General features: G+C 67.5%; 21 protein-coding genes. 6 read left to right on the forward strand and 15 right to left on the reverse strand.

What is annotated here, in order from left to right:
- Positions 1-39 precede the first annotated feature (39 nt).
- Positions 40-1,443: a threonine/serine exporter family protein gene (locus K7711_RS29380; protein ID WP_222973138.1), complete on the forward strand. Its 1,404-nt coding sequence runs from the start codon at positions 40-42 to the stop codon at positions 1,441-1,443.
- Positions 1,444-1,477: 34 nt separating this feature from the next.
- Here K7711_RS29380 and K7711_RS29385 read toward each other — a convergent pair whose 3' ends face one another.
- From K7711_RS29385 to asnB, 4 genes are all read right to left on the reverse strand, one after another.
- Positions 1,478-2,236, reverse strand: coding sequence for a TetR/AcrR family transcriptional regulator (locus K7711_RS29385; RefSeq protein WP_308015003.1), 759 nt, complete (start codon positions 2,234-2,236; stop codon positions 1,478-1,480).
- 24 nt (positions 2,237-2,260) lie between these two features.
- Positions 2,261-3,487 carry a cytochrome P450 gene (locus tag K7711_RS29390; RefSeq protein WP_222972700.1) on the reverse strand — a complete coding sequence of 409 codons (1,227 nt, stop codon included), beginning with the start codon at positions 3,485-3,487 and terminating at the stop codon, positions 2,261-2,263.
- A gap of 86 nt (positions 3,488-3,573) precedes the next feature.
- On the reverse strand, positions 3,574-5,148 hold the full coding sequence (locus K7711_RS29395; RefSeq protein ID WP_222972701.1) for an FAD-dependent monooxygenase: 1,575 nt from the start codon (positions 5,146-5,148) through the stop codon (positions 3,574-3,576).
- Positions 5,149-5,399: 251 nt separating this feature from the next.
- A complete protein-coding gene (asnB, locus tag K7711_RS29400) occupies positions 5,400-7,244 on the reverse strand; it encodes an asparagine synthase (glutamine-hydrolyzing) (RefSeq protein ID WP_222972702.1) in 1,845 nt (614 codons plus the stop codon).
- 682 nt (positions 7,245-7,926) lie between these two features.
- Here asnB and K7711_RS29405 point away from each other — a divergent pair.
- The 3 genes from K7711_RS29405 to K7711_RS29415 all read left to right on the forward strand — a co-directional run bounded on the left by K7711_RS29405 (position 7,927) and on the right by K7711_RS29415 (position 12,780).
- The gene (locus tag K7711_RS29405; protein WP_222972703.1) at positions 7,927-8,592 is read left to right on the forward strand and encodes a biliverdin-producing heme oxygenase; all 666 of its coding nucleotides are present in this window, start codon (positions 7,927-7,929) and stop codon (positions 8,590-8,592) included.
- A gap of 339 nt (positions 8,593-8,931) precedes the next feature.
- Positions 8,932-10,935 carry an SDR family oxidoreductase gene (locus tag K7711_RS29410; protein ID WP_222972704.1) on the forward strand — a complete coding sequence of 668 codons (2,004 nt, stop codon included), beginning with the start codon at positions 8,932-8,934 and terminating at the stop codon, positions 10,933-10,935.
- Between the two features lie 156 nt (positions 10,936-11,091).
- A complete protein-coding gene (locus K7711_RS29415) occupies positions 11,092-12,780 on the forward strand; it encodes a bifunctional metallophosphatase/5'-nucleotidase (RefSeq protein WP_235747967.1) in 1,689 nt (562 codons plus the stop codon).
- On the opposite strand, the gene K7711_RS29420 is transcribed toward K7711_RS29415, so the two are convergent.
- The 3 genes from K7711_RS29420 to K7711_RS29430 form a co-directional block, all read right to left on the reverse strand.
- Positions 12,781-13,713: an alpha/beta fold hydrolase gene (locus K7711_RS29420; RefSeq protein ID WP_222972705.1), complete on the reverse strand. Its 933-nt coding sequence runs from the start codon at positions 13,711-13,713 to the stop codon at positions 12,781-12,783.
- Between the two features lie 87 nt (positions 13,714-13,800).
- Positions 13,801-14,691 carry an expansin EXLX1 family cellulose-binding protein gene (locus K7711_RS29425; RefSeq protein ID WP_222972706.1) on the reverse strand — a complete coding sequence of 297 codons (891 nt, stop codon included), beginning with the start codon at positions 14,689-14,691 and terminating at the stop codon, positions 13,801-13,803.
- Positions 14,692-14,805: 114 nt separating this feature from the next.
- Positions 14,806-15,807 (reverse strand): zinc-binding alcohol dehydrogenase family protein, encoded by a 1,002-nt coding sequence (locus K7711_RS29430; protein ID WP_222973143.1) that lies wholly within the window; start codon positions 15,805-15,807, stop codon positions 14,806-14,808.
- Between the two features lie 166 nt (positions 15,808-15,973).
- On the opposite strand from K7711_RS29430, the gene K7711_RS29435 reads away from it, so the two are divergent.
- Together K7711_RS29435 and K7711_RS29440 are read left to right on the forward strand one after the other, a co-directional pair.
- Positions 15,974-16,825: an LLM class F420-dependent oxidoreductase gene (locus K7711_RS29435; protein ID WP_222972707.1), complete on the forward strand. Its 852-nt coding sequence runs from the start codon at positions 15,974-15,976 to the stop codon at positions 16,823-16,825.
- 141 nt (positions 16,826-16,966) lie between these two features.
- Positions 16,967-18,151: an acyl-CoA dehydrogenase family protein gene (locus K7711_RS29440; RefSeq protein WP_222972708.1), complete on the forward strand. Its 1,185-nt coding sequence runs from the start codon at positions 16,967-16,969 to the stop codon at positions 18,149-18,151.
- A 62-nt stretch (positions 18,152-18,213) separates the two neighbouring features.
- On the opposite strand, the gene K7711_RS29445 is transcribed toward K7711_RS29440, so the two are convergent.
- The 8 genes from K7711_RS29445 to xylA form a co-directional block, all read right to left on the reverse strand.
- On the reverse strand, positions 18,214-19,809 hold the full coding sequence (locus K7711_RS29445) for an AMP-binding protein (RefSeq protein WP_222972709.1): 1,596 nt from the start codon (positions 19,807-19,809) through the stop codon (positions 18,214-18,216).
- A gap of 206 nt (positions 19,810-20,015) precedes the next feature.
- Positions 20,016-21,248, reverse strand: a complete 1,233-nt coding sequence (locus tag K7711_RS29450; protein WP_308015006.1) for a cytochrome P450 family protein — start codon at positions 21,246-21,248, stop codon at positions 20,016-20,018.
- Positions 21,245-22,528 carry a cytochrome P450 family protein gene (locus tag K7711_RS29455; RefSeq protein ID WP_040823318.1) on the reverse strand — a complete coding sequence of 428 codons (1,284 nt, stop codon included), beginning with the start codon at positions 22,526-22,528 and terminating at the stop codon, positions 21,245-21,247. Before K7711_RS29455 ends, K7711_RS29450 begins: the two co-directional genes overlap by 4 nt.
- Positions 22,525-23,142, reverse strand: a complete 618-nt coding sequence (locus K7711_RS29460) for a GTP-binding protein (protein ID WP_235747968.1) — start codon at positions 23,140-23,142, stop codon at positions 22,525-22,527. Before K7711_RS29460 ends, K7711_RS29455 begins: the two co-directional genes overlap by 4 nt.
- Complete coding sequence (locus K7711_RS29465) at positions 23,123-23,494, reverse strand: DUF742 domain-containing protein (protein ID WP_040823322.1); 372 nt, start codon at positions 23,492-23,494, stop codon at positions 23,123-23,125. Before K7711_RS29465 ends, K7711_RS29460 begins: the two co-directional genes overlap by 20 nt.
- 10 nt (positions 23,495-23,504) lie before the next feature.
- Complete coding sequence (locus K7711_RS29470) at positions 23,505-23,915, reverse strand: roadblock/LC7 domain-containing protein (RefSeq protein WP_222972711.1); 411 nt, start codon at positions 23,913-23,915, stop codon at positions 23,505-23,507.
- Positions 23,912-25,372 carry a sensor histidine kinase gene (locus tag K7711_RS29475; RefSeq protein ID WP_235747969.1) on the reverse strand — a complete coding sequence of 487 codons (1,461 nt, stop codon included), beginning with the start codon at positions 25,370-25,372 and terminating at the stop codon, positions 23,912-23,914. The genes K7711_RS29470 and K7711_RS29475 overlap by 4 nt, the downstream gene beginning before the upstream one ends.
- 451 nt (positions 25,373-25,823) lie before the next feature.
- Positions 25,824-26,990: a xylose isomerase gene (xylA, locus tag K7711_RS29480; RefSeq protein WP_222972712.1), complete on the reverse strand. Its 1,167-nt coding sequence runs from the start codon at positions 26,988-26,990 to the stop codon at positions 25,824-25,826.
- Between the last annotated feature and the right edge of the window lie 7 nt (positions 26,991-26,997).

The raw sequence follows: 26,997 nt of genomic DNA on the forward strand, positions 1-26,997 counted from the left end.
CCGCGTCCGCGTCCGCGCTGGCGGCGCGCGGTCGACTGGGTGACCGACCGCATCGTCGCCGAGCGCAAAGCCACCGTCGACGCCGTCCTCGAGGCGCCCGCACCGCTGAAGCCGATCGATCTGTCCGACGACGCCGCCATCACCCAGGTGATGGAGCTGGCCGAGCGGGTCGGCGAAGTGGTGCTCGCCTCGGGCACCGCCGTCACCGACACCACCACGCAGATCGAGTTCGTCGCCGCCACTTACGGTTTGTCGCAGTGCGACATCGACGTCACCTTCAACTCGATCCGCATCTCGGCCGATCGCGGGCCCACCATGCCACCGGCGTCCACCATGCGGATCGTCAACCACCGCACGCTCGACTTCACCCGCCTGGCCGCGGTCGACCGGCTCACCCGCCGCATCCGCCGCGAGGTGGTGCCACCCGAGGACGCGCACGCCGCGCTCGACGAGATCACCTCCGCACCGCACCCCTACAACCGCTGGGTGGCGACCGCGGGCTGGGCACTGCTCGCGGCCTCGATCGGCCTGCTGCTGGGCGGCGGTCCGATCGTCGCCGCATCCAGTTTCGTGGCCACCGCCGCGATCGACCGCACCAATCGCGCGCTGAACTACCGCGGGTTGCCCTCGTTCTTCCAGGCGATCGTCGGCGGCGCGATCGCGACCGTGCCCGCGATCCTGCTCGCCACCTTCGCCGGACGACTGGACACGAATCCGTCGCTGGTCGTCGCGGCCGGAATCACCGTGCTGCTGAGTGGATTACAGCTCGTCGGCTCGGTCGAGGACGCGATCACCGGCGCACCGATCACCGCGGCGGCGCGCATGCTGGATCTGCTCATGATGACCGGCGGGATCATCGCCGGGGTCGCCCTGTCGCTGCGGGCAGCCGACATGTTGAACGCGGTCGCACCGTCGATCGACATGAATTCCTCGGCCAGCATCACCAATCTGCCGCTCAAGCTCATCGCCGGTGCCGTGGCGTCGTTGGCCTTCGCGCTCGCGTGCTACGCCGAACGTCGCGCACTCGCCGCCGCCGCGATCAGTGGTGCGGCCGCGACGCTGTGTTTCCTGCTGGTGCAGCGCTCGAGCTTCGGACCGGTGATGTCCTCGGGTGTGGCCGCCTGCGTGGTGGGTCTGGCCGGTGGTCTGATGGCCCGCCGAGCGCTGACGCCGCCACTGGTCGTCGCGGTCGCCGGAATCACTCCGCTGCTCCCGGGTCTGAGTATCTACCGGGGCCTGTCGGCGCTGCTCAACGATCAGCAGGCCACGGGGCTGAATCAACTGCTCGCCGCATTCGGCGTCGGCTGTGCGCTGGCAGCCGGGGTCACGCTCGGTGAGTGGGGAGCGCGATTCCTGCGTCGGCCGCGAATTCTGCTGCGCTTCCGCGGGATTCACCCGCCGACGTTCGCCACCGGCGAGATGCCGGTGGTGCCGCCGAAGTGAGCGGGTCGCGTATCCCGTTGCCGCGGAGCGCGACTCACGCCCCGATGCTGCGGGCCAGATCCTCGAGCGTCGCGTCGAACAGAATGTCCGGATCACTCACGGCCATCGGATAATTGCCGAAGACCTCCAGGGTGACGTGCCCGTAGATGCGCGCCCAGAAGGTGGTCATCAGGTAGGTGACGCCCAGATCCAGCTTCTCGGCCGGGAACTCCTGCCCCGATTCGGCCAGTACCTCGAGCAGATCGGCCTGGAATCGCTTCAGATCCGGGCACAACGCCTCCGGGATCACCTCGGGCGACGGGGTCACGATGTCGTAGGTGGTCAGCAGCAGACCGGCCGCCTGCAGGAAGATTCGGCCGAAGGGTTCGTCGAATTGCCGCATGGCACTGGCGTTCTCCCCGGCGGGCGAGGCGAACACCAGCGTGAATTCCGGTGCGTGATCCAGCGCCCAGCGCCGGAAGCCCCGGCACACCGCCAGGAGCTGTACGACGCCGTCGTCGGGGAGTTCGGCGACCTGCTGGGCGAGTTCCTCGGCCAGATCGGTGCAGATGTCGCGGCGCAGGGCCGCGACCAAGTCCTCGCGCGAGGCGTAGTAGCGGTACAGCGCCGGGGCGGTGATGCCCAGGGCGCGCGCGATCGCGCGCAGGGTCACCGCCTCCGGGCCCTGTTCCGCGAGAAGGGATCTGGCCACCCGGCGGATGTCCGTGTCACTCACCGCGGGAGCGCGGCCCCGGCGTGCGGGGACACGGGTGGCCTGTCCACTGATCGACCGGGGCCCGTTGTGGTTGGGCACGTTACCTCCTCCGGGCCCGACCGCTCATTCGTAAGCAACCTGCCAGCTCTTGATTCCGTTCAGCCACCCTGAGCGTAGCCGCACCGGCTCGGAAATTTGCCGCAGGTTCGGCATCACGTCGGCGATGGCGTTGAAAATCAGGTCCAGTTGCAGGCGCGCCAGGTTCGCTCCGACGCAGTAGTGGGTGCCGGTGCCACCGAACCCGACGTGCGGATTCTCCTCGCGCAGCACGTCGAATTCGAAGGGCTTCTCGAACCGCTCCTCGTCGAAGTTGGCCGAGGCGTAGAACAATCCGACGCGCTGTCCCTTGGCGACCTGCTGCCCGCCGATCTCGGTGTCCGACAGGGCGGTTCGCTGGAACGCGATGACCGGCGTGGCCCAGCGGACGATCTCGTCCGGCGCGGTGCGCGGGCGCTGCTCCTTGTACAACTCCCACTGCTCGGGGAAGTCGACGAACGCCTTCATCCCGTGCGTGGTGGCGTTGCGGGTGGTCTCGTTGCCCGCGACCGCCAGCAGGATGACGAACCAGGCGAATTCGTCCGAGCCGAGGGATTCACCGTCCATATCGGCGGTGACCAGCTGGCTGACGATGTCGTCGGCCGGACAGCCGCGCCGCTCCTCGGCCAGGTTCCAGGAGTAGCCCATCACTTCGGCGGTGGCCATCTTGTGGTCGCCGCCGAATTCCGGGTCGTCGTAGCCCATCATGGTGTTGGACCACTCGAACAGCTTGCCCCGGTCGGACTGCGGGACGCCGAGCAGTTCCGCGATCGCCTGCAGCGGCAGTTCGGAGGCGATCTCGGTGACGAAGTCGCCGCCGCCGTTCTTCTTGGCCTCGTGCACGATGCGCTCGGCGCGCTCGCGCAGGGCGTTGCGCAGGCTCTCCACCGCGCGCGGGGTGAATCCGCGGGAGATGATCCGGCGCAGTTTGTCGTGCGAGGGCGGATCCTGGTTGACCAGCATGCCGCGCTGGATGTCGATCTCCTCGCGGGCGATGTCCTCGTAGAAGCGGATCACGGCGGTGTTCTCGAAGTTGGAGAACACCTCGGGCTTCTTGGAGATCTCCTTGATGTGGTCGAGCTTGCTGACCACCCAGTAGCCATCGTCGGCGAAGCCGGCGATGTTGTGCGGCTGCTCGACCCACCAGACCGGAGCGGTGCGCCGCAACTCCGCCCACTCAGCGACGGGCAAACGGCTGGCGAGCAGGTCCGGATCGGTGAAGTCGAAGCTGTGTGACAGGGACGGAGCGGACACGGGTACCTCCTTTGGAACACGTTCCGGATGAGTGAACCACACCACACCGATTTTGTGAACACCTATTATTAAACTCCGTAAACCTTTCATTCGGAAGGGTACGGCAAGCGGTGGGTCAGTACGCGCCAGATGGCTGCGGACAACCGAGCCAGCGCGTCACCGCCGTCCTCGTCCGCACGCCAGGCGATCACGTGATCAGGTCGCACCAGCAGCGCGCCGCGATCGCCGATACCGATCGAATCCTCTTGGCCCGCTGTGCATTCGGCGGGCGCGGTGACCGCATCCAGGAATGCGCCGTACCGGTCGAGTGCGCGTGCGGCCCGCAGCCACGGGCGGCCGTTCGCTCCGACGAGCAGCAGGTAGCGACCCTCGCGCACCAGGTCCAGCGTCGAACTGCCGGAGTCGCCGGGCAGTGGCCGGTGCACCAGGCGGGTGCCGACCTCGCCGCGCCAACGCTGTGGTTCGTCGGCCGGGGGCAGGGCCGGGTCCGTGCCGGACATCGGGTAGCGATAGCCGATCGCCACCGCGGCCTCACTCGGCAATTCGGTCCCGGAGCCGTGTCCGGCGCGTGCCATCGCCTGCGCGACCGTCGACTCCCCCACCCCGCGCCGCTCGGGCTCGTAGTCCTCCAGCAGGGCGGGATCGGCGTCGCCGCGCAGGACCGAGACCAGCTTCGCGCTGAGATTCCAGGCGTCCTGAATACCGGTGTTCGCGCCGAAACCCCCGGCCGGCGGGGTGACGTGCGCCGCGTCTCCGAGCAGGAACACCCGGCCCGCACGGTATCTCTCGGCCACCCAGCCACCCATCTGCCACGACCGCGCGCCGGTGATCGACAACTGCGCGGCGGGGATCCCGAGCGCGCGGGAGACCAACGCGGCGTTGCGCGGACCGTCGAACGATGCCGGGTCGGTGCGGCTCGGGTCGTAGTTCACCGAGACCACGCCTCGGTCGTAGCCCGTACGCCAGGTCAGGTACGCCCGTTCGGGCAGTTCCGTCCACGCCATTGCCAGCCGACGCCCCGCCAGCACCGCACGCAGATCCGCGGTGTACCCGATCTCCATGACGTGCGCGATGGTCGGCTCGCCGATTCGCCCGATACCCAGCCGCTCGCGCACCTCGCTCGCCTGCCCGTCCGCTGCCAGCAGATATTCGGCGGCGAGCCGATACTCCCGGCCGTCCGGATCGGCGATCCGCGCACACACGTGCTCGCCGCGGTCCTCGAATCCGATCAGGCGGTGTCCCCACCGCAGGTCGGCGCCCGCGGCACGGGCGTGCGCGCGCACGACCTCCTCGACCTCGGACTGCGCGAGAAGCGCACTCGGACAAGGCGATACCGCGGTCATATCCGCCGCGGCGGGCAGCTGCCAGCGACGCAGTTCGGGCCCGGCCAGGGAGGTGACCTGCGCGGCGTGATCGGCCGGCGGCAGGGCTGCCTGGCGCGCGCAGATGTCCTTGTCCGCACCGACGGAGCGGTACGCCTCCATGGTGCGCGGGTAGAAAACCTTGGCACGCAATCTGTTCGAGATGCCCGTGTGTTTCTCGACCAGGACGGGCACGATGCCGCGCGCGGCCAGAAACAGGGCGGCCGATACCCCGACGATGCTCCCGCCGACGATCAGGACGGGGGTTCGTGGCATCTCGGCCCGCTGTTCGATGGTCATGTGACCATGGTGTTGGCGGGCGGGGAATGACTCCAGCCGGACGCGATCTGCCGTTCGAAACCGTCATCGGCGGACGACTGCTCGAAAGAATCCGCCCACACCGGTGATACTGCGGCGGAAGTCCGCTACGAGTCAGTGACGCACCCGCCACCGGTTCCGGAGGCACCCGCGTGCCATCGACGCGGTTCGCGAGGCCCCTCGAAACAGCTCGCCCCGGGACACCGGTCCCGGGGCGAGCGAGTCGAATTCGATCAGTCCAGTTGCAGTTCCGGCGAGTAGATGTCGAGCCAGGTGTGCAGGTCGACGGTGCGGTCCAGGTTGCCGCGCGTCATCGCGTCCATCCGCAACGGATCCTGGGTCACCGCACTCTGCAACCACGCCCGGTCCACCAGCCCGAACACCGGCGAATCCTTCTCGGCCAGAATCTCTTTCGCCAGCTGCTGCAAGTTCGCCGCGTAGCCCGGGTCCTGCGTCGAGGGGTAGGGGCTCTTGACGCGCTCGACGACCGACTGGGGCAGAACGTGTTTCGCGGCGTGCCGCAGCAGGCTCTTCTCCCGGCCGTCGAAGGTCTTCAGCGACCACGGCGTGTTGTAGACGTACCCGACCAGCCGATGATCGCAGAACGGCACCCGGACCTCGAGTCCGACCGCCATCGACGCGCGGTCCTTGCGGTCCAGCAGCGCCCGCACGAAACGTGTCAGATGCATGTGGCAGACCGTGCGCATGCGGTGCTCGACCTCGGACTCACCATCGAGGTGCTCCACCTCCGCGACCGCCGAGGCGTACTGATCGGAGATGAAGTTCTCCAGCTGAAGACGTTCGCGCAGTTGGGGTTCGAGCATCTGCCAGCGCCCCTCGCCGGTGATCGAGTTGTTGAACGCCAGCCACGGGAAGGTCTCCTCCTTCAACGCGACCTCGTCGTGGAACCAGCGGTAACCACCGAACACCTCATCGGCCGACTCACCCGACAGCGCCACCGTCGACTGCGCGCGAATCGCCTTGAACAGCAAGTAGAGCGAGGAATCCATATCGCCGAGCCCGGCCGGGATGTCGCGGGCGGTGATCACCGCGCGGCGCACCGCCAGATCCGACAGTTCGGACGGGTTGAGCACGACGTCCTCGTGCGCGGAGCGGACCAGTGCGGCGACCTCGCGCACGTACGGCGAGTCGGGGGTGTCGCGCATCTCGTCGGGGACGAAATTCTCCTCCTGATCGGCGAAATCGACGGAGAAGGTGCGCAACTGTTCGCCGTCGCGAGCCAGCCGGGTGGCGGCCAGACCGGTGATGGCGCTGGAATCCAGTCCGCCCGACAGCAATACGCAGCGCGGTACGTCCGAGATGAGCTGGCGGTCCACGATGTCGGTGAGCAGCTCGCGCACCTTCGCGACGGTGTCCTCCTGGCTGTCGGTGTGCTCCACCGCATCCAGCCGCCAGTAAGTGCGCTCGTGAATTCCGTTGCGGTCCACCGTGATCAGCGTGCCGGGCAGGACCTCGTACATGCCCTTCCACAGCGACCACTTGGGCTGCTTGGTGAACGCGAACAGCTCGCGCAGTCCGTCGTTGTCCACGACCTTGCGTGCGCGCGGATTCGCCAGGATCGCCTTGGGCTCCGAGCCGAACAGCACGCCGTCCGGGGTCGGGTAGTAGTAGAACGGCTTGATCCCCATGCGATCGCGGATCATCACCAGTTTCTCGGTGCGCTGATCCCAGATCGCGAAGGCGTACATGCCGTTGAGGTGATCGACCACCGACTCGCCCCACTGCAGGTAGCCGTGCAGCACGACCTCGGTGTCACTGTCGGTCCGGAAGGTGTGGCCCAGCGCCGTCAGCTCGGCGCGCAGCTCGTGGAAGTTGTAGGTCTCCCCGGAGTACACCATGCCGATGTCGCCGGAGGGAGTGTTGATGCTCATCGGCTGGGTGCCGCCGGGCAGGTCGATGATGGCCAGGCGGCGGTGCCCCAGCGCACCGTGTGTCCGCACGAACGTGCCCCGCCCGTCGGGCCCGCGACAGGCCATGGTCTCGGTCATAGCGTCGAGGACACGCTGTTGCTGGGTCAGGTCGGAGTCGAACGACACCCAGCCCGCGATTCCACACATGTTCACGCCCTCCAATTAGTTAGCAACGATAACTACACGTAACTCCGTTGTAACACGCCAACATTCGCCGCCGCTAGACCTTCGTCGCCAGAAAGAAATGGGCCGTGTCGCAGCCTTCCGGGCGCGTCGCGATTCCCGGCCCGCCGACCTCGCCGAATGCCGATTCCCACAATCGAAACGACCGAGCGCTGGACGATTCACGTTGCTGCAAAAGCACTTTCGTGCTACACCGCTCGAATTACCGGACATCACCGACAAACCGAACATCCACGGCAATGCCGACTTGACCTGTCAACGCCATACACGTTGCAACACACCGCGATCCCGACATCCGACGTACCGCCCGACGTCCACATCCACCCAACGCGCCCGGTTCACCAACGAACCCGTGTACGGGCCGGATCGCCACACAGCCGAGGCGTTGAGCCGACCGCCGCCCCGCGACGAAGCAGTCCGAGCGCCACTATCCGGCCCGATCCCAGCGAGCACTCTCATCGCCCGTCGCCCGGGAAGACCCCGGCGCCGCGCGTCCGCGCGTAACCGGACACGTACCCTCTGGACGCCCCGTTCTCGTCCGAAAGTTTGATTCGACGAAGCCGCCGACCAGGTATCGTCAGTGGGAAGTTAGGTAACCCAAAGTAGGCCGGAGCGTTGCCCGGGAACGAAGCGAGGACAGCAGCATATGCCCGACACCACTACTCCCTTCTCCGCGCAGATCCGTACCGCTACCGAGCGGCAACATGCCGATGCGGAGAACTCCACGTTCATGAGCGATATGCTCGGCGGCGGGCTGGGGGTCGCGGCGTTCTACCGGTACACCGGGCAGTTGTGGCATGTCTACAGTGCGCTAGAGGAGCATTGCGACGCACTGGCCGCCGATCCGGTCGCCGGGCCGTTCGTCCGCCCCGAGCTGGCGCGAGTGGCGCACCTGGAAGACGACCTGGCGCATCTCGGCGGCACGGACTGGCGCGAGGATCTGGATCCGCTGCCCGCGACCGCCGCCTATGCCGAACGGGTGCGCGAATGCGCTCAGCAGTGGCCCGCCGGGTATGTCGCGCACCACTACACCCGGTACCTCGGGGATCTGTCCGGCGGGCAGGTCATCCGCGGGACCGCCGAGAAGCTGTGGCAGTTGCCCAAGCGTGGCGATGGCGTGCGGTTCTACGTCTTCGACCAGATTCCGAACCCGGCGGCGTTCAAGCGCGAATATCGCGAACTGCTCGACGCCCTGGCCGTGGACGATCTCGAGAAGCAGCGGGTGCTGGGCGAATGTCAGCGCGCCTTCGATTTCAACTCGGCGATGTTCCGCGAACTGGCCGCGGAATTCCCGACCCGACGGCAGGGCTGAGCCGACCGCACGCATCCGCGGTGCGGGATGCCCACAGATAACCGACCCCTCCGAGAGTTATCTGAAAACCGTTGACACAGATATCAATCGACGCCCTCACGTGGTGATACGTCACACACCACGAAGGGCGCCGTTTGGTTGCGGAGACAACGGCATGCCCGCTAAAGTTACTCACCAGTTAGGCACGACGGTGTTCCTACTGGGCCACAACGTCTGCTAGCGAAGCAGTCCGTCAGCGGCCGATTCTCACGTCCGCATCCACCGCCGAATGTCGGACGAACAGTGCCATGCGCAGCCGAAGTTGTTGCGCCACACAATGTTCGACATGCAGGAGGGGCGATGGTTTCGTATATCGTGACCGGCGGCACCGGATTTCTCGGACGCCGGGTGGTTCAGAATCTGCTCACCGGTGATCCCGAGGCGGTGATCCACATCCTGGTGCGCGAGGCCTCCGCGGCCAAGCTCGCCGAACTGGCGCTCGACTGGCAGGCCACCGACCGGGTCTTCCCGCTGATCGGCGATCTGACCGCGAACAACCTTGGGCTGCATGATGATCCGCCGCAGGCAGAGCACGTGATCCACCTCGGCGCGCTCTACGACATGACCGCCGACGAGGAAACCGCCTACGCCGCCAACGTCCAAGGCACCCGCGCGGTGATCGAGCTGGCCACCCGACTGGACGCGGTGCTGCACCACGTCTCGTCGGTGGCGGTCGCGGGCGATCACCGCGGCCAGTTCTTCGAGGACGATTTCGATCTCGGCCAGAACCTCGAATCTCCTTATCATCGAACCAAATTCGCGGCCGAGAAGTTGGTTCGGGAGACCGAGGGGCTGCGCTGGCGGGTCTATCGCCCGGCCATCATCGCCGGGGATTCGACCACCGGCGAGATGGACAAGATCGACGGGCCCTACTACTTCTTCTCCGCCATCGCCCGGCTGGCCGCACTGCCCTCGGAACTGCCGATGATGCTGCCGGATCTGGGCTGCACCAATATCGTTCCGGTGGATTACGTGGCCGCGGCAATGGGCGAGCTGATCCGCCGCCCGGGCCTGAACCGCCGCACCTTCCACCTGGTCAACCCGGAGCCACAGCCGTTTGCTCAGGTCTACGCCGCACTCGCTCGTGCCGCGGGCGCACCCGCCGGACTGGGCACGCTACCCGGCAGCCAGAGCGCGTTGACCATGTTCGGCAAGATCCCGGGCCTACCGCAGTTACGCGATTATCTGTTGCAGCAGTTCGGTATTCCGGCCGAGGTCGCACCGCACGTCACGTTCGCCTCGGAATTCGTCTCCGATTCCACCCGCGCCCAGCTGCGCGGCATCACCCCGCCCGCGTTCGAGGAGTACGCCGGGACGCTGTGGGAGTTCTGGCGCAGCCGCCTGGACCCGGACCGGGCGCGCCGCACCGACGGCGATCCGCTGCGCGGACGGATCGTGCTGATCACCGGCGCCTCCTCGGGAATCGGCCTGGCCACTGCGCATGCGGTCGCCCGGCGCGGGGCCACGGTGCTGATGGCCGCCCGCAGCACCGACGAACTCGAAGCCGCCGCGGCCGAGGTCCGCGCGAACAGTGGTGCAGCACAGGCATATTCGTGCGACATCACCGATGAGAAGGCGGTCGAGCTGCTGGTCAAGCAGGTGCTCGCGGACCACCGCCACATCGACTACGTGGTCAACAACGCGGGCCGTTCGATCCGCCGATCGGTGCTCAACTCCACCGACCGGATGCACGATTTCGAGCGGACCATGGCGGTGAACTACTTCGGCGCGGTGCGGCTGATCCTGGCGGTGCTGCCGGCGATGCGCGAACGCCGGTTCGGGCATTTCGTCAACATCTCCTCCATCGCCGTGCAGACCAAACTGCCACGTTTCGCCGCGTACGTCGCGAGCAAATCCGCGCTGGACACGTTCAGCGAGATCGCCGCGGTGGAGAACGCCGATGCCGGAATCAGTTTCACCTCGGTGCGGATGCCGCTGGTGCGCACCCCGATGATCGCCCCGACCGACCTGTACCGCTCCCTGCCGGTGCACACCCCGGAGCAGGCCGCGGCGATCGTGGTGCGCGCGTTGACCGAACGTCCGGCCCGCATCGACACCCCGATCGGCACCTTCGCCCAGGTCGTGGACACGGTGATGCCTTCGGTGAAGAAGGCGATCCTGCATCGCGGTTTCCGGATGTTCGGCGAGTCGGCCGCGGCGAAGCCGGGTGGACAGCGTCCGGACACGAGCGGAACCGAAGGCCGAAGCCCACTGCTGGCCCTGGCCCCGATCGTGCAGCCACTCATGGGAATGCCCGGCCCGGCCACTCGCATCACCAACCGAATTCCCGGTCTGCACTGGTGAGGCCCATATCCGCTCCGGCGTGACCGGTCACGCCGGAGCGGATACCGCTTTCGCACGGGATCGGCTCTGGCACAATCACACTGCGGGCAAGGGCCGCGACGGAAATTCACCCGAGTGCAGCCCGCACGCAGTGTCGGTCTGCCAGAGTCGAGGGTTATGAAGCTGCGTCGCCGCCTGATCGAAGCGATGATCGCCGTCATCGGCGTGGTGTTGATGGTCAGCTGCGGGGGTCACGGTACCGCGCCGTCGAACTCCTCGCATGGCAACCCGGTGCCGCTGGTGTCCACCGACGATCTGCCCGCGGCGCAGCCCGGCGAGGTGCATCTGTTCGGCATCAACGATCTGCACGGCAATCTGGAACCGCCCGACGGGAGCAACGGGCACGTCGGCACGTATCAGGCCGGGGGCGCGGCATATCTGGCCACGCACCTGGCGAAGCTGAAGGCGGCCTATCCGGCCAGCGCGATCCTGTCCGCCGGGGACAATGTCAGCGCCAGCCCGCTGGTCTCGGCGCTGTTCCACGACGAGCCCACCATCGACTACCTGGATTCGCTCGGGGTGGCCGCATCCGCGGTCGGCAATCACGAATTCGACCACGGCACAGCCGAATTGACGCGGTTGCAGGAGGGCGGTTGCGCGGCCGACGGCTGCTCCCCCGGACAGCCCTTCACCGGAGCCGCATTTCCCTATCTGGCGGCCAATGTCACCGATGCGTACGGCCAGCTGCCGCCCGGTCTGAAACCGTGGACGATGTTGCAGATCGGCGGCCACAAGATCGGCGTCGTCGGCACCGTCACCCCGGCGACGGCCGATATCGTGATGCCCGACGCCATCCGGGGTTACACCTTCGGCGACGAGGCCGACGCGGTGAACAAGTACGTCCCGGAGATGGTCGCCGCGGGCGCGGAAACCGTGGTGGCGCTGGTACACGACGGCGGCGCGCAGCAGACACACGGCGCGGCGATCGACTACAACGGCTGCGCGAATATCAGCCCGAACGTCGCCGCCCTGGCCAACCACATCGATCCCCGGGTGAAGGTGCTGTTCACCGCGCACACGCATCTGGCCTACAACTGCACCATCGCGGGCAAGGTGGTCACCCAGGCCGCGTCCTACGGCCGCTTGATCACCGACGTCACCCTGCGCTTCCACGACGGCACCGTCGATGCGAAGGCGGTCAATCGCGTGGTCACCCGTACCGTGACCGCCGATCCGGCCGCCGCGAAGCTCGTCGGTTTCTTCGCCGATCAGGCCCGCCCGCGCGCCACGCACGTGATCGGCACCAGCGCCGGGCCGCTGTCCAACGAGCCCACCCCGGGCGGGGATTCACCGCTGGGCGATGTGATCGCCGACGCCATGCTCGCGGCCATGGCGCCCGATCACGCCGTGGCCGCATTCATGAATCCCGGTGGCGTGCGGGCGGATCTGAGCGGCGGCGCGATCACCTACGAGCAGGCGTACACGGTCCAGCCGTTCGGCAATGCGGTGGTGACCGTGGCCCTGACCGGCGAGCAGATCCTGCATCTGCTGGAGCAGCAGTGGGACAACAAGACCACGCCCGGCGTGCTGTCGGTGGCCGGAATCACCTACTCCTATTCCGATTCCGCGCCCACGGGCCACAAGATCCTCGACGACACCGTGCGGATCGCGGGGCAGATCCTGGATCCCCGTGCGGTGTACCAGGTTTCGACGAACAACTTCCTCGCCTCGGGTGGGGACGGGTTCAGCGTCTTCGCTCAGGGGCAGCAGAGCGCGGTCGGTCCGGACGATCTGGCCGCCTTCAACGCCTATCTGGCGGACCGGGCGAAGATCGAACCGCCGACGAGCCGCGTGCAGCGCCGCTGATCACAGCCGGGCGGCCACCGAGGCACAGGCGTCCAGCAGGGCCGGGACGAAGACGTCGGCCTCCAGGACGCAGGCCGCGTGCCCGGCCCTGGCCAGGAAGATCTCCGCACCCGGGATCAGCTTGGCCATCTCCAGCTGCCGATGCACCGGCAGCGCTCGATCGCGCGTCGTGATGACCACTGCCGCAGGCACTTTCAGGGCGCCGAGCCAGGAGGAGGAATCGAAGGCGCCGAGTTCGGCGATGGCCCGCGCCATTCCCCAGCTGCTCACGCTGCGCATCTCCGAGCGGGCCCAGCGATCCAATCGCCCGGTCTCCCAGGAGATCTGTGGCAATCCGGGCAGATGCTCACCGGTGCTCGCGACCCGGCGCGACGCCGTGCCGGAGGTGAGCCGTCCGAATGCGTCCATACCGGCGTGGAAGGCCCGTTCGCGCAAGGTCTCCCGGAACCGATACGTGGTGGCGCACAGCACGATACCGCCGACCCGTTCGGGAAAACGGTGCGCGACGAGCTGGGCGACGATGCCGCCCATGGAGTATCCGGCCAGGATCGGGCGTTCGGCGCCGACCAGATCCGCGACCGCGATCACGTCTTCGGCCAGATCGTCCAGATCGAAACGGGGCGAACGGATTCCGTGTCCGTGCCAACGTTGGTCGAACAGCACCACGCGATACGCGCGGGACAGTTCCTCGAGCGCGGGGAACCAGTTGAGCATCGCGGTGGTGACCATGCCGTGCAACAGGATCAGCGTCGGCGCCCCGGCGGGGCCCGGGATGTCGACCAGATAGGTCCGGCCGCGGCCGGGTAGTTCCACCATCGTCCCGGCGGGCACCCGATCGAGCCGGGTGATCCGGCCGCCCAGCCGACGTCGCAGCGGCCTCGCCGCCGAGAACCGCGCGCCCGCCTGCCGGTTCGCCGCGTTCGGATCGGCCATCGGCTGCCTCCTGGTGCACTGCCCGCGACGGATGAGAACGTGTTCCACCCGATGATCGCATACGCCCGGCGGGCCGATATGCCCGGCTCAGGAGCAGACGGCCACCACGGAAGTCACCACGGACGACATCGGCCGCGAGACGGTGGCCGCCGGAACCTGCGCGGGAAGTGCGTAGAGACTGCGACCGGTGTGCTGCGAGCGCCCCGGGTCCACGACGATTCCCGGCACGACGACCTGATGACCGTCCGCATCGGTGACCAGGGCGGTGAACGGACCCGCTCCGGCGCCGGAGATGGTCCAGAAGTTGTCCGTGCGCCGCGTCAGGGTATGCCCGTCGCCTCCCGCCATGGGACGAATCTCCACCCGGCTCAACGGATTTCCGGTATCGCTGAACTGGATGCCCAGCCAATCGGCCGAGGAGCCGTCCTCGATCCGGTACACCAGATCCGGCGAAGGCGGCGGGTTGTGCACCCGGCCGATGCCGATCTGCGCGACACCCGAACCCGGATCGGCGATCCGCGCGAAGGCCGCGGCGCTCAGATCGTATTGGTGCGCACCGCATCCCGGGCAGTGGTCCACGATCTGCGCCCGCACCGACCCCAGCGGACCGTACAGGTCGACGTATCCGCCGCAGGCCGCGCTGCCGTCGTATTCGTCGGTCGGCACCCCGACGTAGTAACCGTCCGAGGGCAGATCAGGGAACGAACACGCCACGTCCGGGCTGAACGTGTAGTACCGCGCCTGCGCGAGCACCGGCGGATCGACCCGTTCGGTGATCGGAATCCGCTGGGACACCGGCGTTCTCGGCATACTCACGGTGGCCGGTCGCGGCCCCGCATCCGACGCGGCGGTCCGGCAGCCCGTCGGATCCGGACGCACCGCCCACACCGCGGCCGCTACCACCGTCACTGCGATCAGCGACGCCCACAACCACGACCGCACGCTACGAGCATGGTCCTGCTGCGATACCCGATGCATCGACCCGCCTCCACCCTCCACTCGCCGTGTATCTCTCCAGCAAAGCATCAGATACTGAGACAAAGTGGGTGAATCACAAACTCTACCTGCATTACTCGGCGTGTCACCGGCGTGTCAGGGAATGAGTGCAGCGGCTCCCGCAAACTTTCCGCTTGCCAGATCCGAGAGCGCCCGGTCCGCGGCGTCCAACCCGTACGGGTGCACCGTCACCTCGAGCCGATGCGCACCGGCGAAGGTCAGGAATTCGCGGGCATCACCGCGGGTGTTGGCCGTCACCGACCGAATCTCCCGCTCCTGGAACAGGTGACGCTGATAGTTCAGCGCCGGAATGTCGCTGAGATGGATGCCCGCGATCGCCAGCACACCACCGCGGTCCAGCGCCGCCATGGCCGGCGGCACCAGAGTGCCGACCGGCGCGAACAGGATCGCCGCGTCCAGCGGGACCGGCGGCGGATCCGCGGCCCCCTGCGCCGAGGCCGCCCCGAGCGCCACGGCCAGCTCCTGCGCGGCCCGATCACGTGTCATGACATGTATCTGCGCCCCACGCGCCAGCGCCACCTGGGCGGCCAGATGCGCACTGCCGCCGAATCCGTAGATACCCAGCCGCCCGCCCTCGGGCAGCGCAGCGCGCTGCAACGCCCGATATCCGATGATGCCCGCGCACAGCAGCGGCGCCAACTCCGCATCCGTATACCCGGACGGCAGTGGGTGCGCGTAATCGGATGGCACCGTGGTGAATTCGGCATATCCCCCGTCGGCGTCCCAGCCGGTGTAGCGCGATCGCGGACACAGATTCTCCGCGCCGCGACGGCAGAACCGGCACACCCCGCAGGTGTGCCGCAACCACGCGATGCCCACCCGATCCCCGACCGCGAACTCCTCGGTGGCGTCCGCGCCGCGTGCGACCACCTCGCCGACGATCTCGTGCCCGGGTACCACCTCGGGCCGGTGCACCGGCAGATCACCCTCGGCCACATGCAGATCCGTGCGGCACACCCCACAGGCCAGCACCCGCACCAGCAGATCACCCGGACCCGGCTCCGGAACAGGTACCCGAACCCGCGTCAGCGGTCCGCCGGAGATCGGCCCCGGCCGGGTAACCTGCCAGGCGGTCATCTCGCTCGTATCCGCCGCCGGTCGACTCGTCGACTCACTCATGGCTTCACCTCGCTTCCGCTCGGCTGTGCACGTGACCCGCTCATGCCCCGTCCGCACGGCCGATCGGAGGCATTTCCGCTGGCCGCTTGACTTCGAGCACACTCCAGATCGTAGCGTTGCACCCATGCGATTCGCCTTCAAAACCTCACCGCAGAACACCACCTGGGCCGACATCCTGGCGGTCTGGCGGGCCGCGGACCAGATCGACGTCTACGAGTCCGGCTGGACATTCGACCACTTCTATCCGATCTTCTCCGATTCGACCGGCCCCTGCCTCGAGGGCTGGACGACGCTCACCGCGCTTGCCCAGGCCACCACGCGTCTGCGACTGGGCACGCTGGTGACCGGAATCCACTACCGGCACCCCGCGGTGCTGGCGAATATGGCTGCGGCACTGGACATCATCTCCGGCGGGCGGCTCGAACTCGGCATCGGCGCGGGCTGGAACGAGGAGGAGTCCGGCGCGTACGGCATCGAATTGGGCACCGTCCGTGAGCGACTCGACCGTTTCGAGGAGGCATGCCAGGTCCTGATCGGCCTGTTGAGCCAGGAGACAACGGATTTCGACGGCAAGTTCTACCAGTTGAAGGGCGCGCGCAACGAGCCCAAGGGCCCGCAGCAGCCGCACCCGCCGATCTGCATCGGCGGCAACGGCGAGAAGCGCACCCTGCGCATCACCGCCCGTTACGCCCAGCACTGGAACTTCGTCGGCGGTACCCCCGAGGAGTTCGCCCACAAGCGCGAGGTGCTCGCCGCGCACTGTGCCGACATCGGCCGCGATCCGGCCGAGATCACCCTGTCCGCCCATCAGCGGCTGGAGCCCGGTCACAGCTACCCGCAATTCCTGGAGCAGATCGCCGCATTCGAGGACAAGGGCCTGGATCTGGCGATCATCTACATCCCCACCCCGCACGACCCGGCGGTGCTCGAACCGCTGGCCGAGGCGATCCGCGACTCCGGACTGCTGAAGTCCTAGCCCGATCGAGCCGGCCCCCGCGCCGGAGCATGTCCGATGAGCGGGCACGACCATCGTGACCACCGCGATTCCGGCCTACCGTCGAAGCAGTCCTCACTACGGAGTGGGGAGGTCAACGACAGCAGTTTCGGAGGTCCGTGGATGTCGCACGAGGTGGTTCGCCGAGTCGAGGAGGTGGCCGGGAAATTCGCCGCGGCCGCCGATGCGACCGAGCGCGGGGGCAAGCTGTCCGACGAGAGCGTCGCGCTGGTCCGGGAGACCGGCGTGATGCGCCTGCTGCAACCCGCCGAATTCGGTGGATATGCCGCGCATCCTCGCGATTTCGCCGAGGCCGTGATGGCCGTGGCGAAGCGGTGCGGCTCCACCGGCTGGGTGTGCGGGGTCGGCGGCGTACATCCGTGGGAGATGGCGCTACTGGACCGCCGCCTGCAGAACGAGCTGTGGGGCGAGAATCCGGACGTCTGGATGGCCTCCCCGTACGCGCCTCAGGGCACCGCCACGATCACCGACGACGGCTATATCGTCAAGGGCCACTGGAACTTCTCCTCCGGCACCGACCACTGCGACTGGGTCGTGCTGGGCGCGCTGGTGTGCACCGCGGACGGCGCACCGACCACGCCCGGACAGGTGATCCACGTGGTGATCCCGCGCAAGGACTACACGATCATCGACGACTCGTGGGACGTGATCGGCCTGTGCGGCACCGGCAGCAAGGACGTCGTCGTGGACGGCGCCTACGTGCCCGCCTACCGCACGATCGACTCCACCGAGGTAGCCGAGGGTGAACTCGCCGCCGAACGCGCCGGGCGCACCGAAACCCTCTACAAACTCCCCTTCTGGGCGATGTTCCCGCTCGGCATCACCTCCGCGGTGATCGGCATCTGCGAGGGCGCCCTGGCCGCGCATCTGGACTATCAGCGCGAGCGGGTCAATGCGATGGGCACCCGGGTCAAGGACGATCCCTATGTGCTGTCGACGATTTCGGAGGCGGCCGCGGAGATCGCCGCCTCACGCACCCAGCTCATCGACGGTGTGAGCCGCCTCTACGATCTGGCCGACGCGGGCACCCCGATCAGCTTCGAGGACCGTTCGCTGGTGCGCCGCAACCAGGTTCGCAGCGCCTGGCGCGCGGTCGACGCGGTGGACGAGATCTTCGCCCGCTCCGGCGGTAACGCTGCCCGCAAACGCACTCCGCTGCAACGCTTCTGGCGCAACGCCCACGTCGGCCTGCAGCACGCCATCCACACTCCCGGATCGCTGTACCACTCGGTCGCCCTGACCTCCATGGGCGTCGAGCCCGAAGGCCCACTGCGAGCGATGATCTGAGATCCGACGACTGTGCGCCCGTCCGAATCGGACGGGCGCACAGTCGTTCCGGTTCGAGGCGGTCAGTTGACCTGACGCCCGGTACCCTCCCAGTAACGCGCGCGCAACGCCTTCTTGTCCGGCTTACCCAACGGGCTCAACGGAATACTGTCCGCGAACTCGACCGTCTTGGGCGAGTACACCGCACCCTTGTGCTCCTTGACCAGCGCCTGCAACTCCTCGACCTCGACCGTTTTGCCGGGTCGCAGCACCACGATCGCGGTGACCGACTCGCCCCACTTCTCGTCCGGCACACCGATCACCGCCGCGGCGGCCACCGCGGGATGCGCGGACAGCACGTCCTCGACCTCACGCGGGAAGACGTTGAATCCACCCGAGACGATCATGTCCTTCTTGCGATCGACGATGTACAGGTAGCCCTCGTCGTCCTTGCGAGCCACGTCACCGGTGTGCAGCCAGCCGAATTTGGTTGCCTCGGCGGTCTGTTCGGGCTTGTTCAGGTAGCCCTGCATGATCAGCGGACCGCGCACGCAGATCTCACCGGGCTCGCCGTCGGGCACCTCGTTGCCCTCGTCGTCCAGCAACGCCACGTGCAGCCACGGCACCGGACGCCCGCAGCTGGACAGGCGTTCGGGGCGGCTCAGATCGTGATCGGCCTTGCGCAGCGCCGAGATCGCCATCGGGCATTCGGCCTGACCGTAGAACTGGAAGAAGATCGGGCCGAACCGTTCGACGGCCTCGGCCAGCCGCGCCGGGGAGATGGCCGACGCGCCGTAGAAGACGGTCTCCAGACTCGACAGGTCGTACTTGCCCAGGTCCGGATAGTCCAGCAGGGCGTAGAGCATCGTCGGCACGAGCATCGTCGCGGTGATCTTGTACTTCTCGATCGCCTTGCACAGCTTCTCCGGATTGAATCCGGGCAGCACCACGATCGAACCGCCGCGCATACTGGTCGGATTCCAGAACGCGCCGCCCGCGTGGCTCAGCGGCGTGCAGACCAGGAACCTGGTCTCGCTGGGCCATTCCCATTCGGTCATCTGGATGCGCAGCATGGTCGCGGTGCCGCGGTTGCTGATCTGCACGCCCTTGGGCTTGCCGGTGGTGCCGCCGGTGTAGGCGAGGCTGAACACGTCGTCCAGGCTCGTGCTGGGGCCGACGAGTTTCTGCGGCTCGAACTTCTCGGACTCGGCCAGCAGATCGGTGCCCGCCTCGGTGGGGCCGAAGGCGAGCAGATTCTTCAGGCCCGGAACCCGCGGGGCGAGCTGGGCGGCCCGCTCCTCGAAAGCGCTGGGGTCGTAGACCAGGGTGTCGATGCCCGCATCCTCGAGCACGTAGGCGTGATCTTCCAGCGAACCCATCGGATGCAACGCCATCGACCGGATCCCGGACAACGCGTTGGCGCCCTGCGCGATCAGCACCTCGGGCCGGTTCGCGGACAGGACCGCGATCGCCGAACCGGCTGCGATACCCAGGGCCGCATACGCCTGGGTGAAACGGCTGATCTGATCGCGGACCTGCCGGTAGGTGAGCTCGGCGTCCCCGACGTACATCGCCGTCCGATCGGCATAGCGATCCAGGGACCGGATCAGGATGTCGACCGGCAGCGGTTCACGGTGCAGGTAGTCGAGCTCGTCGTGCTGCGGGATGACAGGTGCCATCGGTCATGCGCCTTTCGCTGGGTACCGGACACCTCCAAGTTAGAACACGTTATAGAAATTGCCTAGCTGAATCTTCTGCCTCCGCTCCGCTCCGGCGGGTTTTCGGCGCTGTAAGGCTCGTCCGCGCCGAAAACCTTGGAGTTGGCCTTGCTGAGCCTTTCGCTTCGCGGGCGACCCTCAGCGCACGGAGACGCTTCGCCGGAAAGCTACTGCACAGCGGCCTGGAGACGGACCGGGAGGCTCGCCAGATCGTTCTGCGTGAGCACCAGCAGATTGTGCAGCTCCTCGACCGGAACCGCCAGGTCCAGATCCGGGAAACGCTCGAACAGGGCGGGCAGGGCGATCGCGGCCTCGAGCCGGGCCAGGGCCGCACCCGGGCAGATGTGCGGGCCGTAGCCGAAGGAGATGTTGCGGTGCGCGGTCGGGCGGGTGATGTCGAAATCGTCGGCGTCCGCGCCGTGCACCGCCAGGTCGCGGCCGATCGCCCGATACGACATGACCACGCCCTCCCCCTGCTCGATCACGGTGTCGCCCACGACGATGTCCTCGGTCGCGAACCGCATGAGCAGGTGGATCACCGGACCATCCCAGCGCAGGGTCTCCTCGATCACCTGCTTCCACTCGATCTCGCCACTGCGCACCTGCTTCAGCTGATCGGGATGGGTCAGCAGCGCGCGCACGGCGGAGACGATCAGGCTGACCGTGGTCTCGTGCCCGGCGGCGATCAGGGCGCGCAGATTGCCCTCGATCTCCTCCTCGGTCAGCGGCTCACCACCCTCGTCGGCCTGGATGAACGCACTGGTCAGATCGTCGGTGGGGTGCGCGACGCGCTCGCGCACCATGGCGGTGAAGTACTCGACCATCTCCTCGATGATCCGCAGTCGCTCCTGCTGCGGGGTCAGCAGCGAGAAGAACGCCTTCCACCGCTCGAGCAGCATCGGATGATCCGCGCGATCCACGCCCATCAGTTCGCTGATCACGCGCATCGGCAGCGGATAGGCGAAAACCGCCTTCAGATCGACGATCTCGCCGCCACTCCCCGCCGCGGCGAGATCGTCCAGAAGTTCGGTGGTGAATCGTTCGATCATGGGCCGCAGCGCCTCGAGCCGCCGCGGCGTGAGCGCCTGAGTCGTTTTGATCCGCAGCCGGCGATGTTCGGGTCCGTCGACGGTGAACATCGATCGGCCCGCGTCGATCATGCCGATCAGCGGCCACTCCCGGGTGACCGTGCCGGAGTTCCACAGCGACCAGGAACCGATGTCCTTGACCAGCCGCGGATCGACCAGCAGCTGCCGGGCGATCTGATGATCGGTCACCGTCCAGGCCGGGACACCCAGCAGCTCGATGCGGGTCAGCGGACCCTCGTCGCGTAATCGCGTGGTCTCTCCGGCCAGATCGCCGATCATCGGGTCGATGACGAGCGGACATTGTTTGCTCACGAAATACCTCCGACTGCACGAACCGGTGTGAAATTGACTGGGAGCGAAGACATTCCACGAAGAAACGGCGACGGCCTGCGCACCAGGTTGTGCGCCGGAACCGCCAGATCGATATCGGGCAGCCGATCCAGCAGCACCTCGATACCGGTCCGCGCGATGATCTCGGCGATCTGCTGCGCCGGGAACGGACAGCGGTATTCCCCGTGACTGAACGCGAAATGCGCACTGTTGCCCGCGTGCACGAGATCCGCGCCCTCACCCAGATGCGCGCGCACGTGCGGGTCCGCGTTGGCCGCGCCCAGGCCCAGCAACAGCATGTCTCCGGAGCGAATCACCTTGTCCGCCAACCGGGTATCGCGTGAGGCCCAACGCCCCGCGAGGATCTGATTGGGCGCGTCCTCCCAGAGCGCCTCGTTCATGGCCTGGTCCACGCTGCGCCGCCCGCCACCGAACGCGACGGCGAAACGCTCGTCGGTCAGCATCAGGCCCAGCGAGTTGATCAGCCAGTCCGCCGTGGTCAGATGTCCCGCGGCCAGGACCGCCTGCACGTCGTAGCCGTACTCCTCGTCGGTGAACGGCTCCGGGAATTCGAGCATCGCGGTGATCATGTTGTGGCCCGGACGTTCTCGTTCCCGATGCACCCGGCCGTGCGCGAGTTCGGTGAACCGCTGATAGGCCGCCTGCGCCTGAACGCCCCCGTCGGCGAGGGTCTTCATCGCCCACGCGAGTTCGGGAGCCTCCTCGTCGGAGAAGCCCATCAGCCGCGCCAACGCCAGCACCGGCAGCGGCTCGGCGAATTCGGAGACCAGCTCGGCCTCGCCGCGCCCGCAGAACACGTCGACCATCCGATCGGCGAGATCCTCACAGGTACTGCGCAATTCGAACGGGTCGATGGATTCCAGCGCGGGTTCCACCATCGCCACGTGCCGACGGTGCTCCGCACCCGCGGTGAAGTAGATCGAGGGAATCGGCTGCCCGACCATCGGCAGCAGCGGCCAGTCCGGCGGGATGTTCGGCCACTGATTCCACAGTGCGACATTGCGCGGGAACAGATCCGGATCGCTGGTCACCTGGTGCAGTTCCCGGTAGCCGATGACCAGCCACGCCGGAATCCCGCCCGCCAACTCGACCGCCACCACCGGCCCGTGCGCACTGCGCATCTCCTCGTAGAGCCGATGCGGGTCGGTGTGGAACCGCGGCCCGCTCAGCGGCACCACCGCGGACTCCGGGTGCACCGGGCAGCCGCCGATGTGGTCGTATCCGGCTTCGGGCGTTGTCATGGCGCGGACTCCGGGGTCGGGACGGCACCTGCGTAGAGATGCTCGACGAGGGTGATCAGGACCTGTTTGCCCGAATCTCGGGACCGGGCGTCGCAGTGCACCAGCGGCACGTGCGGATCCAGGTCCAGTGCGGCGCGCACCTCCTCGGGATCGGTGAACCGGGCGCCGAAGTCGTTGCACGCCACCACGAACGGCGTGCGCTGAAATTCGAGCCGATCGATCGCGTACCAGCAGTCGGCGATCCGGTTGGGGTCCACGAGCACGATCGCGCCGAGCGCACCGGTGAACAGCCGGTCCCACAGGAACCAGAACCGCTCCTGACCGGGGGCGCCGAACAGGTACAGCACATGTTCGGCATCGATGGTGATGCGGCCGAAGTCGAAAGCCACCGTGGTGGTGGACTTTCCGGGCACCGCGGACGAATCATCCACGCCCGCTGCGGTATCGGTCATCGTCGCCTCGGTGTCCAGCGGCCGGATCTCGCTGACCGACCGGACCATGGTGGTCTTGCCGACCCCGAAACCACCCACGATGACGATCTTCAGCCCGTGCTGCGCGGTGTCCTGCAGCGGCGCGTCGGAACGGGCGGGCTGATCAAAGTTTGCGGAGTCCAACAAGCACCTTCTCGAGGGTGGAGGCATCGGCCACCCCGGTCCACCCCGCATCGCGGTCGGTGGAGCCGGAATACGGATGCCGCACGGTGATCCGACCGGCGTGCAGCAGATCCGACAGCAGGATCGTGACGATGCCGACCGGCAGACGCAGTTCGGCGGCGATCTCCACCACCGCGGTCGGGGCCCGGCACATGTCCAGGATCGCGACGTGTTCGGATTGCATGCCCGGGGTGGGGGCGCATTCGCTGACCACGAGGGTGACCAGGTCGAACGCATCGGAATCGGGTTTGCTGCGGCCGCCGGTGAGCGTGTAGAGCCGATCGGGCCCCTCGTCCCGGACAGACCTGCTCATCGCGGATACCTCACGCTGTCCCCCCGTTGCGCGGTTGGGCCACCAGATGGTGGCCGAGTTGTTCGACCAGTTCGGCCATGTTGTGCCCGACCAGACCCGCGTCGGCTTCCTCGTTCGCGACCACCGCGAGATGCGTGCCCAGCCCCGACTGCACGATGAACAGGATGCCGCCGTGGAATTCGGTCATCGATTGGCGCACACCACCTTTGGCGTCACCGAATTCGACCGACGCACCGTGCGACAGACTCTGGATACCCGCGGCGATGGCGGCCAGCTGATCGGCCTTGTCGACGGACAGCTCCGGCGTATGGCACATCTTGAGCCCGTCGCTGGACAGTAGCAGCGCATGACGGGCCTGCGGGGTGCGAGACAGCAGCTGTTCGAGCAGCCAGCCCAGCTGGGACGGCGCGGATGTCGTCATGGTTCGTTCTCCACGGTCGGGGACGGGGTGGGGGTGACCGCGGTGTCGCGCCCGCTGATCGCGCGCTGGAATGCCCCCAGCGCAGAGGGTTTCGGCGGCCGGGACACCGGCGCGCTCGGCGGCTCGGCGGGCTCGCCCAGCCCCTCGGGATGTACGGCGGCCAGGGTGCTGCCCTTGCGTCGTTTCGGCAGCGGCGATGCGGTCGGTGCCGTGGCGGTCTCGGTCTCGGGCGACACCGCGGCCGCCGCGAGCGCATGCGCGGCGGTATCCGACCGCGCGGCGGGTAGCTGCTGGAATTCGGTGCGGGAGGAGGCGATCGAAACCGCCGCGGGCGCACCGCGATCCACCCGGACGATCAGATCGCGCGGCACCACCACGACCACCGCGGTGCCACCGATCGCCGAAGGCCGATAGGACACCCGCAGACCGTGCTTGCGGGCCAGATGGCCGACCACCGCGAGACCGAGTCGGGTTCCGGTGAGCGAGGACAGATCCGAACGCTCTCCCGGTCCGGCGCCGGCCACCGCCTCCTCGGCGCGACGCAGCGCGGACTCGCTCATCACCAGACCGCTGTCCTCGATCGTGACCACCACGCCCGCAGGCACTTCGGCGGCGTAGACGTGCACCTCGGTCGTCGGCGGGGAGAAGTTGCAAGCGTTGTCCAGTAGTTCGGCCAGCGCGTGCATCACGCCCTCGGCGGCATGCCCGGCGACGCCGATATCGGCGATGACGCGCAATCGGATTCGCTGGTATCCGGCGATCCGCCCCATCGAGCCGCGCAGAATCGACTCCATCGCAATGGGTTTGGCCCAGCGTCGTCCGGTGCGCGCACCACTGAGCACCGCGATGCTGTCCGCGAGGCGACCGGCCTGTGCCGTGCGGTGATCCAGTTGCAACAGGTCGGCGAGCACCTTCGGCTCACCGTGGCGGTGTTCCATCTCGCGCAGTTCGGCCAGCATGCTGGTGGTCATGGCCTGCATCCGTCCGGCCGCGCCCGCGAAGGCGGCCAGTGCCGAGGCGCGGCGGCGGTCGCTGTGCCGCACCTGCGCGGCCCGGTCCACCACGGCCCGCTCGGCGGCCTCGATCCGCAGGGCGGCATCCTCGCCCACCGCGACCAGCTGCACCGAAAGTTCTTCGCGCACAGCGCCGACCCGCGCGGTGGCCTCCCGGTGCACCGCTTCGAGAGTCCGCTCGGCCTCCTCGGCCAGCGCCCGATACCGGCGCGCCTGCGCCGCGTAATAGACCCCGGCAGCAGCGATCGCGCACACCACCACGGCAGCCGCACTACAACCGATCGCCATCGATACACGCTCGTCGACGGGCGTGACGAACACCGCTCCCAGCACCGCGACCGCCGCGACGACCGCGCACGCGCCGAACGCACCCCCGGCCGCACGCAGATCTCGATTGCCGGAACCGGCAGCCTGACCGTTCGGCGGATTTACTGATACGGCCAACTTCCGCACTTTCCGTTTCGTAACCGACCATTAAACGAAACAGCCCGGGTGTACACCCCGTATACACCCGAATCCCCTGTTAGAGACCCTGATTCATTACGCGCAGCAGCATAACCCGACGGGCAGCACGACGCCACCCGACGAGATCCGACTCAGTCGAGTTACGATCCGGCATTGCCCGCCGAATGAAAGATTCATCTTGAAGTTTGAACCATAAGTACCCCAAGGATTCACACAGAAAACCTAGGACATCCGAACATCTTCACCTCTCGTTCGATATGCCCGATTCGCGCCGATCACGCCGCAATCACGCGCCGATCACGGTGTGGCACAGCGGAGCTCGCCGGTCGGCCACCCGGCTCGCGGACGTGCGTGTGCAGCTCTCGGCGGAGCTGCACACGCACGCAAGTTACCGGCGCATCACACCGGCATCCGGCCGTCGAGCACCCGGTCAGCGAGCACCGAGCAGATGCTCCAGAGCCAGCTGATCGAGCCGCTCGAAGGCCATTCCCCGCGCTCCCGCGGCCTCCGGATCGAACTCCTCGAAGCTGGCGCGGTCTGCCAGCAGTCCCGCCAGACCGTCCGCCGCGGTGGGCACCGCCAGCTCCTCCACGCGCGAATCCCGCAGGGCCTCTTGCACATCCGGATCGGCGCGGAATGCCTTCGCCCGGTCGGCCAGGATGAGATAGTTCCGCATACATCCGGCCGCCGCGGCCCACACCCCGGCGAAATCCTCGGTGCGCGCGGGCTTGAAATCGAAATGGCGCGGACCCTGATAGTCGCTGCGCTCGAGCAGGTCCACCAGCCAGAATGCCTGACGTACATCCCCCGCACCGAAACGCAGGTCCTGATCGTATTTCGGGCCGGTCTGGCCGTTGAGGTCGATATGGAAGAGTTTGCCGTGCCACAGCGCCTGGGCGATGCCGTGCGGAAAATTCAATCCGGCCATCTGCTCATGTCCCACTTCGGGATTCAGGCCGAACAGTTCCGGGAATTCCAGCTCGTCGATGAAGGCCAGCGCGTGGCCGATGGTCGGCAGCAGGATGTCCCCGCGCGGCTCGTTCGGCTTGGGCTCGATGGCGAAGCGGAGGTCGTAGCCCTGTTCCCGAACATGGGTGGCGAGCAGGTCGAACGCCTCCTTCAGCCGATCCAGCGCCAACCGAACATCCTTGGCCCCGCCGGATTCGGCCCCGTCCCGACCACCCCAGGCCACGTAGGTGGACGCACCCAGTTCGACGGCCAGATCGATATTGCGCAGGGTCTTGCGCAGGGCATATCGCCGCACATCGCGATCGTTGGCGGTGAACGCGCCGTCCTTGAACACCGGATGGGTGAACAGGTTGGTGGTGGCCATCGGCACGGCCAGGCCGAACTTGTCCAGCGCCGCACGGAAGCGCGTAATGATCTGCGCGCGTTCGGATTCCGAGGCGTCGAACGGGATCACATCGTTGTCGTGGAAGGTGATGCCGTACGCACCCAGCTCGGCCAGGCGCTCGATCGACTCCACCGGATCCAGGGCCGGGCGCGTCGCATCGCCGAACGGGTCGCGACCCTGCCAGCCGACGGTCCACAGGCCGAAGGTGAAGCGGTCGGCGGGGGTGGGAGTGAACCTGCTCATGGGCGGC

The organism is Nocardia coffeae, assembly GCF_019890715.1.
GTDB lineage: Bacteria > Actinomycetota > Actinomycetes > Mycobacteriales > Mycobacteriaceae > Nocardia > Nocardia jiangxiensis.